This is a genomic window from Bradyrhizobium sp. AUGA SZCCT0169 (genome assembly GCF_018130085.1).
GTDB lineage: Bacteria > Pseudomonadota > Alphaproteobacteria > Rhizobiales > Xanthobacteraceae > Bradyrhizobium.
In genome coordinates this window covers 146459-158561 of sequence record NZ_JAFCMC010000007.1, presented here as the reverse complement: position 1 = coordinate 158561, position 12103 = coordinate 146459, and the positions used below count along the sequence as shown (strand labels likewise).

11 protein-coding genes are annotated in these 12103 nt (G+C 63.6%); 7 read left to right on the top strand and 4 right to left on the bottom strand.

Annotated features, from left to right (window positions below; translation table 11 throughout):
- Positions 1–46: 46 nt before the first annotated feature.
- Positions 47–1435 carry an MFS transporter gene (locus JQ609_RS11425; RefSeq protein ID WP_212273492.1) on the bottom strand — a complete coding sequence of 463 codons (1389 nt, stop codon included), beginning with the start codon at positions 1433–1435 and terminating at the stop codon, positions 47–49.
- 128 nt (positions 1436–1563) lie between these two features.
- On the opposite strand from JQ609_RS11425, the gene ggt reads away from it, so the two are divergent.
- The 3 genes from ggt (at position 1564) to JQ609_RS11410 (ending at position 5835) form a co-directional block, all read left to right on the top strand.
- Positions 1564–3312, top strand: a complete 1749-nt coding sequence (gene ggt, locus JQ609_RS11420) for a gamma-glutamyltransferase (RefSeq protein ID WP_212273491.1) — start codon at positions 1564–1566, stop codon at positions 3310–3312.
- A gap of 230 nt (positions 3313–3542) precedes the next feature.
- Positions 3543–4433: an NAD(P)-dependent oxidoreductase gene (locus tag JQ609_RS11415; RefSeq protein WP_212273490.1), complete on the top strand. Its 891-nt coding sequence runs from the start codon at positions 3543–3545 to the stop codon at positions 4431–4433.
- Positions 4434–4464: 31 nt separating this feature from the next.
- Positions 4465–5835, top strand: coding sequence for a serine hydrolase (locus JQ609_RS11410; RefSeq protein ID WP_312014839.1), 1371 nt, complete (start codon positions 4465–4467; stop codon positions 5833–5835).
- A gap of 93 nt (positions 5836–5928) precedes the next feature.
- Here the strand turns inward: JQ609_RS11410 and JQ609_RS11405 are convergent, their stop codons facing one another.
- A complete protein-coding gene (locus JQ609_RS11405) occupies positions 5929–6594 on the bottom strand; it encodes a glutathione S-transferase family protein (RefSeq protein ID WP_212273489.1) in 666 nt (221 codons plus the stop codon).
- Between the two features lie 180 nt (positions 6595–6774).
- Between JQ609_RS11405 and JQ609_RS11400 the strand changes: the two genes are divergently transcribed.
- The 4 genes from JQ609_RS11400 (at position 6775) to panE (ending at position 9980) form a co-directional block, all read left to right on the top strand.
- Entirely contained in the window at positions 6775–7365 is a 591-nt protein-coding gene (locus JQ609_RS11400) for a DUF2239 family protein (RefSeq protein WP_212273488.1), read from the top strand.
- A gap of 123 nt (positions 7366–7488) precedes the next feature.
- Positions 7489–8094, top strand: coding sequence for a 2-hydroxychromene-2-carboxylate isomerase (locus JQ609_RS11395; protein ID WP_212273487.1), 606 nt, complete (start codon positions 7489–7491; stop codon positions 8092–8094).
- A 134-nt stretch (positions 8095–8228) separates the two neighbouring features.
- Entirely contained in the window at positions 8229–8966 is a 738-nt protein-coding gene (locus JQ609_RS11390; protein WP_212273486.1) for an SDR family oxidoreductase, read from the top strand.
- Between the two features lie 93 nt (positions 8967–9059).
- Entirely contained in the window at positions 9060–9980 is a 921-nt protein-coding gene (gene panE, locus JQ609_RS11385) for a 2-dehydropantoate 2-reductase (RefSeq protein ID WP_212273485.1), read from the top strand.
- Between the two features lie 59 nt (positions 9981–10039).
- Here the strand turns inward: panE and JQ609_RS11380 are convergent, their stop codons facing one another.
- Positions 10040–10618 (bottom strand): c-type cytochrome, encoded by a 579-nt coding sequence (locus JQ609_RS11380; RefSeq protein ID WP_249127871.1) that lies wholly within the window; start codon positions 10616–10618, stop codon positions 10040–10042.
- Between the two features lie 173 nt (positions 10619–10791).
- On the bottom strand, positions 10792–12054 hold the full coding sequence (locus tag JQ609_RS11375; protein WP_212273483.1) for a sorbosone dehydrogenase family protein: 1263 nt from the start codon (positions 12052–12054) through the stop codon (positions 10792–10794).
- Between the last annotated feature and the right edge of the window lie 49 nt (positions 12055–12103).

Below are 12103 nucleotides of genomic sequence, written 5' to 3'. Positions count from 1 at the left end.
TCAGATGCTCAAGGCCGGGACGACGTGTTGAGAGAGCGCGGCAACCTCACCTCTCCCTCACCCGCCACAACAGCGCCAGCCCAACAACAAAAAACACCACCAGCAGCGCCATCCCCGCTTTCTGACTCGCGGTCACCGCCGTGACCACGCCGATCAGCAGCGGTCCGACGAACGAGGTGACCTTTCCGGTCAACGCGAACAGCCCGAAACACTGCGCGATGCGATCTTGCGGCGCGAGGCGAATGAGCAGCGTGCGCGACGCCGCCTGCAGGGGACCGCCAGCACCGCCGATCAGACATCCGAGGATGAGATAGGCGCGCTCGGCAGCCCCGGCGAATAATGGTCCGCCGGGGACGGGCGGGTCCACCTTCGCGAACAGAATCGAATCCTTGTCGACCAGCAGGATGGCGGCGAGCGCCAGCAGCAGCACCAGGAGGCTGATCGCGATCACGCGCTTCGGCCCCACGCGGTCGTCGAGCTTGCCGCCGAGCCAGGCCCCGAACACGCCCGCGATCGCAGCTACAATGCCGAAGGTGCCGATCTGGATGGTGTGCCAGCCGAACGTGCCCGCCGCATAGATGCCGCCGAAGGCAAACAGCGACACCAGCCCGTCGGTATAGATCATGTTGGCAAGCAGGAACGTTGCCAGCGACTTCTGCCTCGGCAGTTCGCGCAGCGTCTGCTTCAGCTCGCTCAAACCTTCGCGCAACGCCGCGCGCACCGGCAGCTTTGCCGGATAATCCGGCGTCAGCAAAAACATCGGCAGCGTGAACAGCATGAACCATAGCGCCGTCAGCGGCCCGGTGATGCGGTCGCCAGCATGCGTCACCGGGTCGAGGCCGAACAGCGGCATGAAGCCGAACAGCGTGCGTCCGGTCTGAGGGTTGGCAGCGAGAAAACCGAGCACCAGGATCAGGCTGAGGATGCCGCCGACATAGCCGGTGGCCCAGCCGGTGCCGGACAGCCGTCCGATCTTGTCCGGCGGCACCAGCGTGGGCATCATCGCGTTGTTGAACACGGTGGCGAATTCGACGCCGACACTTGCGATCGCATAACACAGCAGCAGTGTCGGGATAATGCTGGGATCGCCGGGCTTTCCGAACCACATCAGGCTCGATCCGATCACCAGCAGCAAGCCGAATCCCGCGATCCACGGCTTGCGACGGCCGCTGGCGTCGGCAATCGCGCCCAGGATCGGCGACATCAGCGCAATCAACAGCCCCGCGGCCGCGGTGGCAAACCCCCACAGCGCCTGCCCGGTCGCCGGATCCGGCGCGACGAAGCCCGCGAAATACGGCGCGAACACGAAGGTGGTGATCAGCGTGAAATAGGGCTGGGCTGCCCAATCGAAGAAGATCCAGCTGACGACGGCGGCGCGGGGCGGATATTTTCCTGGAATATCAGCGCCAGATGCCTGCGGAGAAATCACCGTCATGCCCAGGAATTTCCTTCATCGATCACGACAAGGCGTTTTGCCCGTCGAATTCGAACCCATATAGCATGCGATTATATGCGTGTGCGATTGCCAGGCATTACACCGGCTCCAACTGCGGCGGATTTTGGATGATTTTCTGCACGAATAAGTGGCGTAGCGCGCTGGCGACCATCACGCTCGTTGTTGCATGCAGCACAGCGGCGTATGCGCAGGAGCAACGCCGCCTCTATACACCGCCGGACCTTGCCACGGTGCGCGCCGTATCCGCCCAGCAGGGCATGGTGGTGGCGCAGGAAAAACTCGCGGCCCGCATCGGCGCCGACATTTTGCGGCAGGGCGGCAATGCGGTCGACGCCGCGGTCGCGACCGGCTTTGCGCTGGCGGTGACCTACCCGCGCGCCGGCAATATCGGCGGCGGCGGCTTCATGGTGATTCATTCCGCCGAGCGCAACGAAGCCGTCGCGATCGATTATCGCGAGACCGCGCCAGCAGCCGCCACGCGCGACATGTATCTCGGCGCCGACGGCAAACCCGACACCGACAAATCGCGCAATTCGGCGCTCGGCATCGGCGTGCCCGGCACCGTGGCGGGCCTGGCGCTGGCGCTGGAAAAATACGGCTCCGGCAAATTCACCCTCGCACAGACCATCCAGCCATCGATCGAACTGGCCCGCGACGGTTTTATCGTCGCCGACGACATGGCCGATACCCTCTCCGACATGTATCGCCGGATGGCGCGCTGGCCGAATTCCGCAAAACCTTTCTCGCGTGCCGATGGTGAGCAGCTGCGCGACGGCGACCGGCTGATCCAGCCTGATCTGGCGGCCACGCTGACCGCGATCGCCGAACAGGGCCCGCGCGGCTTCTATGAAGGACCGGTTGCCGAAAAACTGGCGAAGGCGGTGAGCAGTGCCGGCGGCATCATGACGCCGGACGATCTGAGATCATATCAGGCGCTGCTCCGCGCGCCGGTGCGCGGCAATTACCGCGGCTACGACATCGTCTCGATGCCGCTGCCGTCGTCGGGCGGCACGGTGTTGCTGGAAACGCTGAACATCCTCGAAGGCTTTCCGATGTCCGACATGAAGCAGGGCTTGGCGCCCTCGCTGCATGTCATGATCGAGGCGATGAAGCGCGCCTATGCCGACCGCGCCCGCTATCTCGGCGATCCCGATTTCGTCAACGCACCGATGCAGGTCCTGCTTGCCAAGGATTATGCGGCGAGGCAACGCGCCAGCATCGATCCGGAACGCGCAACGCCGTCGGCCGATGTCTTGAAGATTACCCCGCAACGCGAGGGCAGCAACACCACGCATTATTCGGTTGTCGACAGCCGTGGCAACGCCGTCAGCAACACCTACACCCTGAACTTCCCCTATGGCGTCGGCCTGGTCGCCGACGGCACCGGCGTGCTGCTCAACAACGAACTCGACGATTTCACCGCCGCGCCCGGCGCCTCCAACGCCTTCGGGCTGGTGGGTTTTGAGGCCAATCTGCCCGGCCCCGGCAAGCGGCCGCTCTCGTCGATGTCGCCGACCATCGTGCTGAAGGACGGCAAGCCGGTGCTGGTGACGGGAACGCCCGGCGGCAGCCGGATCATTTCGGCGGTGCTGCAGGTCGTCGTGAACGCGCTGGACTACAAGATGGATGTTGCGGCTGCCGTCGCCGCGCCACGCGTGCATCATCAGTGGATGCCCGACGAAGTGCGCGCAGAACGCGGCTTTCCGCAGGAGACGCTCGATGCGCTGAAGGCCAAAGGGCATCAGGTGATCGTGCCGCTCGGCCAGACCTCGGCCAATTCGATCGCCGTTACGCCCACCGGCCTGCTCGGCGCTCCCGATCCGCGTACGCGTGGTGCAGAGGCGGCGGGGCAGTGACGTAAAGCCGCCGATTTGCCTGATCGCATCATCGGCGTAGGATTGTTTTTCTGAAGTGTCGCCGTGAACAAAGGTGTGTTCCCTCCCCCTTGCGGCCGGAGGGTCGGGGAGAGGGGTTCACACGGGCGGTGCCGATGACGCCACCCCTCTCCCCGACCCTCCCCCGCAAGGGGGGAGGGAGCCCGACCATTTGCGCGTCCCTAACCATGCGTCGATAATGGAGTCCTCCCATGACATCCCTCAAAGGCAAGACGCTGTTCGTATCCGGTGGCAGCCGCGGCATTGGGCTGGCGATAGCGCTGCGCGCCGCGCGTGACGGCGCCAATGTCGCGATCGCGGCCAAGACCGCCGAGCCGCACCCAAAGCTCAAGGGCACCATCTACACCGCCGCCGACGAGGTGCGCGCCGCCGGCGGCAAGGCGCTGCCGGTGCTGTGCGATATTCGCGACGAAGCGCAGGTGATCGCGGCGATCGAGAAAACCGTGGCCGAGTTCGGCGGCATCGACATCTGCGTCAACAATGCCAGCGCCATCAGCCTGACCAATTCGCAGATGACCGACATGAAACGGTTCGACTTGATGATGGGCATCAATACGCGAGGCACCTTCCTGGTGTCGAAATATTGCATCCCGCATCTGAAGAAGGCCGAAAACCCGCACATCCTGATGCTGTCGCCGCCGCTCGACATGAAGACGAAATGGTTCGAGCATTCCACCGCCTATACGATGGCCAAGTTCGGCATGAGCATGTGCGTGCTCGGGCTGTCAGGTGAACTGAGATCGGCAGGCGTCGCCGTCAACGCGCTGTGGCCGCGCACCACGATCGCGACCGCCGCGGTCGGCAATCTCCTCGGCGGCGACGCCATGATGCGCGCCAGCCGCACGCCTGAAATCATGGGCGACGCTGCTTACGTCATCTTCACCAAGCCGTCCCGCGAATTCACCGGGCAGTTCTGCATCGACGACAAGGTGCTCTATGCCAGTGGCGTGCGCGATTTCGAACCTTACCGCGTCGACAAATCTGTAGCCCTGATGCCGGACTTCTTCGTCCCTGATGATGACGTCCCGCCGCCCGGCGTCACCGTACAGGCGCTGCCCTCGGTCGCCGCCGCGAAGCCGTAGCGCTGGAAACGGATTGATAGCGGAGAGACGTGTGGGCTGGCGAAGTTGGACCGCTGTCGCGTTGCTGCTGACCGTGTCGGCGACGGCCTGCATCATCTACCGCCCCGATCGCACGATCCGCATCGCCACCGGCTTGGTCGCGCACAATGTCTGCGCCAAGACCTTCGTCTCCGGCCTCGATCCGCAAACCGTGTTTTCGGAAACCATCGAGCGTCCCGGACTGCGCCGCCTGCGCACGGCGCTGCGATTCCACGTTGATCACACGGCGATGAGTGTCGATGCGTCGGCGGCATGGATGTTCGGCAGCCGCGCTGTCTACCATGAAGGCCTCGGCTGTGTGCTGCGGCACGGAACGAAGGAGCCGTACATCCTCAGGAGCGACATTGACGCATTGAAGGTACCGAAATCGCCGCCGCTGCTGGGCGAGATTGCCGGCCCCGATGTCGTGGCGCCGTCCAATCCGGCATTGAACGCCGCGCTCGATCACGCCTTCGAGGAGCCAGCCGAGCCGCCGTTCCGGCGCACCAAGGCTGTCGTCGTGGTGCATGACGGCAGGGTGATCGCCGAGCGCTACGCCAGCGGCATCGGCGTCAACACGCCGCTGCCCGGCTTTTCCATGACCAAGTCGGTGACCAATGCCTTGATCGGCGTGCTGACCCAGCAAGGCCTTGTCACGCCATCGATGCCCGCGCCGATACCGGAATGGCGCGGCGATCTCAGGCGCGAGATCGAGGTCGAGCATTTGCTGCGCATGACCACCGGGCTGGCACTCGATGAGGCCAGCAGCTTCGGCCAGATGGTCTATCTGACCGACGACATGGCCGGCTTCGCGGTCAACGCTACGCTTGTCGCGCCGCCGGGCACGCGGTGGGCCTATTCCAGCCCGACCACGCAATTGTTGGCGCGGATCATTCGCGATGCCGTCGGCGGACCGGAGCAGAGCCTGGCGTTTGCGTGGCGCGAACTGTTCAATCCTCTCGGCATGCGCAACGTCACGCTGGAATTCGACGCGATGGGCACGCTGCAGGGATCGACCAACATGCTGGCGAGCGCACGGGACTGGGCGCGGTTCGGACTGCTGTTTGTCAATGACGGCATTGTCGGCGGCAAACGCCTGCTGCACGAGGACTGGGTGGATTTCTCCGCCGCCGCCACGCTCGACACCGACTATGGCGCCGGCTTTTTGACCAACCGCAGCGAGCATGAACGCGCCAAGGAGCGCGTGCGGCTCGGTATCTCCCGCGACGCGTTCTTTGCAGCCGGCGATCTCGGCCAGCGCATCGTGATCATGCCGTCACAGCGTCTCGTCGTCGTGCGTCTCGGCGACAGCGTCGATCCGGAAGGCGACATCAAAGGGCTCGCCAGGTTGGTGAAGGAAGTGATCGCGGCGGTAGGGCCGTGAGGCGTCATTGCGAGCGAAGCGAAGCAATCCATAGTGCGGCATAGCGGACCGATGGATTGCTTCGTCGCTTTGCTCCTCGCAATGACGGGGGAGCTACCTCCCCACCACATACGGCCCGCCCTTTTCCAGCGCGCGGGCATAGGCCGGACGGGCGTGGATGCGTTCGAGGAACGCCATTGCCTTCGGATGTCCCTGCTCCAGCCCGCCGCGCGCCGCGGCGGCTTCGAGCGGAAAGCTCATCTGGATATCGGCGCCGGAGAATTCGTTGCCGGCGAACCATTCGCTTTTCGCCAGTTCGCTCTCCCAGTAATCCATGTGCTGCTTGAGCTGCGGATTGACCAGTGTGGTCAGCGCCGTGTTGCAGACCTTGCGCACCAGCGGCCGCAGCAACGCCGGCGCACGCTTCGGCATCAGCGTGAACAACAGTTTGAGCAGCAGCGGCGACATCGCGGAGCCCTCCGCATAGTGCAGCCAATAGGTGTAGCGCAGCCGCTCCGGCGTATTCGTTGCGGGGATCAGCTTGCCGTTGCCATAGGTGCCTATGATGTACTCGGCGATCGCGCCTGACTCCGCGATGGTGTTACCGTTGTCGGTGATCACGGGCGACTTGCCGAGCGGGTGAATGGCGCGCAGCTCTTTCGGCGCGCGCATGTCGGCCTGGCGCTGATAACGCACGATCTCGTAGGGCACGGCGAGCTCTTCGAGCAGCCACAGCACGCGCTGCGAGCGGGAATTGTTGAGATGGTGCACCGTCAGCATGGCTGTCCCTCCGGGAATTGCGGATGTTCCCGTATCAGGCCTTGGCCGATTTTGCGACTTACCAGCCCTAGACAATAGGACGGCATATTATAGGGCTGAGGAACAAAATACCCGGGTAATATTGACAGACCAAATATACCCGGGTATATTTATCCCATGTGGCTGTTTCGGAAACGCAAAATGACCCAAAGCTTTACCGCCTTCGAAGGCGAACGGCGCTTCATTACCGGCTCCCTTGCCCAGGTGGCGCTCGCCATCAAGCGGGCCGGCCGGATGGCCGGCTCGGTCCACATCTTCAGCGACAGCAGCGGCCGACCGCTCGATCTGGACCTGCGCGGCAGCGAGGACGAAATCGTCGCGAGGCTTCCACGCACCGAGCCCGAGGCTCCGGCTCCCGAACTCGGGCCGGCGGAGCCGCGCGGCCGCGGCCGGCCCAAACTCGGCGTGGTGGCACGCGAGGTGACGCTGTTGCCACGGCACTGGGAATGGCTGAACACCCAGCCCGGCGGCGCGTCGGTGGCCTTGCGCAAGCTGGTGGATGAAGCCCGCCGCATCAACGGTGATCGCGACCGCCTGCGCGCGGCGCGCGATGCGGCCTACCACTTCATGTCTGCGATGGCCGGCAATCTCGCCAATTTCGAGGAAGCTTCGCGCGCTCTGTTCGCCGACGACCGGCGCCGCTTCGCCGGACTGATCGCGGATTGGCCGGTGGATGTGCGCGACCACATCGTCAAGCTGGCCTACAGCGACCAGGCCGCGCAGGGAACATGACTTCGCGAAAACGATGGAGCGGGCTGACGGCGTCAGCCCGCTCTATCTGTTGATCTCGCAGCATCGACCGGCTAGGCTCATTTGGATGATAGTAATCATATAAGAAGCCGTCAGGAGGATGCCGTGAGCTCCAATCCGCAGTTCCTGTTCGATTTCGGCAGCCCCAACGCCTTCCTCAGCCACGAGGCGATCCCGGCGATCGAAAAGCGGACCGGCACGAAATTCGAGTATGTCCCGGTGCTGCTCGGCGGCATCTTCAAGGCCACCAACAACAAGTCGCCGGCCGAAACGCTCGCCGGCGTCAAGAACAAGCGCGAGTTCCACGCGATCGAGACCGAACGCTTCGTCAAGCGCTTTGGCGTCAAGCCCTACACCTGGAATCCATTTTTTCCCGTCAACACGCTGAACCTGATGCGAGCAGCGGTCGCGGCGCAAATGGAAGGTGTGTTCGAGAAATATGTCGAAGCTGCGTTTCATCACATGTGGGTCGAGCCGAAGAAAATGGACGACCCGGAAGTCGCCGCGAAGGCGCTGGCCTCCTCCGGCCTCGATGCAGGCAAGCTACTGGCCCGCTCACAGGACGCGGATGTAAAGGCAAAGCTGATCGAGAACACGCAAGCCGCGGTCGAGCGCGGCGCGTTCGGCTCGCCGACGTTCTTTGTCGGCAAGGAGATGTTCTTCGGCAAGGAACAGCTGCGCGAAGTCGAGGAGATGGTTTCGGGGAAATGACGCGTAGCGTGATCCCGGGGCGCGCAGCGAACCCGGGATCTCGAGATTCCCAGATGTGCAATTGCACATCGTAGTTCGATGCTGCGCATCGCCCCGGAATGACGGCGCCACAGAAACAGATGTGGAGTTCACCAATGCAAAAACGAAACGCCACCGTCGCAGTGATCGGCGCCGGCGACTACATCGGCAGCGAGATCGCCAAGAAATTCGCCGCCGAAGGCTTCACCGTTTTCGCCGGCCGGCGGGACGGCGCCAAGCTGGAGCCGCTGAAGAAAGAGATCGAAGCGGCCGGCGGGTCGATCGTGGCGCGCTCGCTCGATGCGCGCAAGGAGGACGAGGTCGCCGCCTTCCTCAACGACGCCGACGCGCACGCGCCGCTGGAGGTCTGCATCTTCAATGTCGGCGCCAACGTCAATTTCCCGATCCTTGAGACCACCGACCGCGTGTTTCGAAAGGTCTGGGAGATGGCCTGCTGGGCCGGGTTCCTGGCGGGCCGGGAATCGGCGCGGCTGATGCTGCCGCGCGGCCAGGGCAACATCTTCTTCACGGGCGCGACCGCGAGCCTGCGCGGCGGCAGCGGTTTTGCCGCCTTTGCCAGCGCCAAATTCGGCCTGCGCGCGGTGGCGCAATCGATGGCGCGCGAGCTCGGGCCAAAGAACATCCATGTCGCGCATCTGATCATCGATTCCGGCGTCGACACTGCCTGGGTGCGCGAGCGCCGCGAGCAGCTCTGGGGCAAGGAAGCCCTCGATAATCCTGATTTGCTGATGCCACCGGCCTCGGTCGCGGCGTCCTATTGGCAGCTCTACCAGCAGCCGCGCAGCGCCTGGACGTTCGAGCTGGAGATTCGTCCGTTCGGGGAGAAGTGGTAAGGTGGCGAATGGCGAGTAGTGAATAGCGAATGGACTCTTCCCTCTTCGCCATTCGCTTCCTAAGAAAAACCAACAACAACAGGATACCAACCAATGCGCATTCTCGTGGTCGGCGCCGGCGCCATCGGCGGATATTTCGGCGGCAGGCTGCTTCAGGCCGGGCGCGACGTGACGTTTCTGGTGCGGCCCAAACGCGCCTCTGAACTCGCCTCCGCCGGCCTCGTCATCAAGAGCCCTGGCGGCGACGTCACGCTGAAAAATCCGCCAACGGTGCAGGCCAACAAGCTCTCGGAAAAATTCGACGTCGTGCTGCTGAGCTGCAAGGCGTTCGACCTCGATGACGCCATAAAATCCTTTGCGCCGGCGGTTGGCACAAATACGGCGATCATCCCGCTGCTCAACGGCATGCTGCACTTGAACGTGCTCGACGAAAGATTTGGCGCGGAGTGCGTGCTGGGCGGCCTCTGCGCTATTGCCGCGACGCTCAATGAGGCGCGCGAGGTGGTGCAGCTGGCGCCGATGCAGTCGCTCAATTTCGGCGAACGCGACGGCACCATGTCGGACCGCGTCCGTGCGATCTCGGAAATCTTCACCAGCGGCAATATCGGCGCACTTGCCAGCGAACACATCATGCAGGACATGTGGGAGAAGTGGGTATTCCTCGCCTCATTGGCGGCATCGACCTGCCTGATGCGCACTTCGGTGGGGAACATCCTGGCGGTGACGGGCGGCAGGGATTTCCTGCTCGGCATGCTGGATGAGACCAGCGCGATCGCAAAGGCCGCAGGTCACGAGCCGACAGGCCCGTTCTTCCAGCGCACGCGCGGTTTGCTGACCGCCGAAGGTTCACCGATGACGGCGTCGATGTTCCGCGACATCAAGGGAGGCTTTCCGGTCGAAGCCGATCACGTCATCGGCGATCTCGTCGCCCGCGCCGACGCCGCGAAAATTCCGGTGCCGAAGCTGCGCATCGCCTACACCCATCTCAAGGCGTATGAAAAGCAGCGGGGGTAGCGACACGCCGCGGGATCTATTTTTGGCGTCGTCCCGGCCTTGAGCAGGGACGACAGCAATTACAAATGCGCCAGATAATGCGCCAGCGCCTCGATCTCTTCTTCGCTGAGGGAATAGGCGACACTGGCCATCGCCGCCATGCCGCCGCCGGACCGCACCCCTGATTTGTAGTCGTGCAGCGCCTTGACGAGATAATCCTGACGCTGCCCGGCGACGCGGGCGACCGCCTTCGTGCCGGCGTAGTCCGGCAGGTGGCAAGACGCGCAACGCCCGCCCACGGCCGCCTGCGCGCCCTTCTTCGACAGATCCGGCTTGTCGTCAGGCGGCGCCTTCGGCGGCGGGAGCTGCGCGAAATAGGCGCCGAGATTGCGGATGTCCTCGTTGTTGAGCTGCTCGACGATCGGCTGCATCTGCTCGTTCTTGCGGGCACCGGCGCGGTAGAACACCAACTGCCACTGGATGAACATGTCCGGCTGCGCCGCCAGCGAGGGAATGTTTTCCATCTGCGAAATGCCGTTCTCGCCGTGGCAGCCGACGCACAATTCGGCTTTCGCCTTGCCGGCGGCGATATCGGCGGCATGGGTGGGGCCGCAGATCATCGCTGCTGCTAGTAGCATCCCGGTAAACGCAAGTCGCATCATAGCTCTCCCGTCGTCATGGCCGGGCTTGACCCGGCCATCCATCTCTCTTCAAGAAATTTTGCGTTGATGGATGCCCGGATCAAGTCCGGGCATGACGAGCATGTTCCATTCCAAAACGCGAAGCTGCGGCCACTCGTTCCCGAGCAACCGCAGCCCCTATTATCTCCGCCCTACTTCTTCGCGTAGCTGATGCGATAGATCGCACCGGCCCAGTCGTCGGACACCAGGATCGAGCCGTCCTTGTCGAGGATGATGTCGTTGGGCCGGCCGAGATAGCCCTGGTCGCCTTCGAGCCAGCCGGAAGCAAAGATTTCCTGCTTGGCGTTCTTGCCGTCGGGACCGACGATCACGCGCTTGATCCGGGCGCCCTGATACTTTTTCCGGTTCCAGGAGCCGTGTTCGGCGATCAGGATGTTGTTCTTGTACTCGGCGGGGAATTGGCTGCCGCTGTAGAACTTCATGCCGAGCGGCGCCACATGCGCACCGAGATTGAGCACCGGCGGCGTGAACTCCGAGCACTTGTGACCCATCGCGAATTTCGGATCCGGCATATTGCCCTGGTGGCAATAGGGATAGCCGAAATGCTCGCCGATCTTCGAGATCATGTTGAGCTTGTCGCTCGGCAAGTCGTCGCTGATCCAGTCACGGGCGTTTTCCGTGAACCAGAGCCGCCCGGTGCGCGGATCGACATCGCCGCCGACGCTGTTGCGGACGCCGAGCGCCCAGATTTCCGCATTGCCGGTCTTGGGATCGACACGGCGGATCTGCGAGACGCTGGTCGGCGGAATGCCGATGTTGAAGGGAGGTCCGAACGGCAGATAGAACCAGCCCTCCTTGTCGACCGCGATGTATTTCCAGCCATGCGCGGCGTAGGACGGCATGTCGTCATATACCACCTTGCCGGCGCCGAGATTGTCGATATTGGCTTCGGCGTTGTCGTAGCGGATCAGCTTGTCGACCGCGATGACGTAGAGCGCGCCGTCGCGGAACGCGAGGCCGGTGGGCATGTTGAGGCCCTTGAGGATGGTCTTGACCTCCTTCTTGCCGCCATTGTCCTTGATCGCATAGACGTTGCCGAGGCCGAAGGAGCCGACGAACAGCGTGCCCTTGTCGCCCCACGCCATCTGCCGCGCCGCAAGCACGCCCGAGGCGTAGACCTCGATCTTGAAGCCCGCGGGCAATTTGATCTTCGGGATCAGCTTGGCGAGTTCGGCGTCGGTTGCGCCGGTCGGCGGGCCGGACGGCGGCGCCTGTCCCCGCTGCGCCTCGGTCTCGTCGCCGAGAAACCAGTCGGGCGGCGGGTTGGTCCAGAATTCCTTGGTGCCGGATTCGTATTTCTTGAGCGGCTTCTGTTGCGCGTTGGCCTGGCTGGCCCCCGCGACAACGAGGATCGCCGTGAGCGCAAGAACAGATCGATGGAAAGCCGATTTCATCGCGTCACTCCCTATGCAGCCTTGTGCGGCTGCGCCTGTTATTATTTTG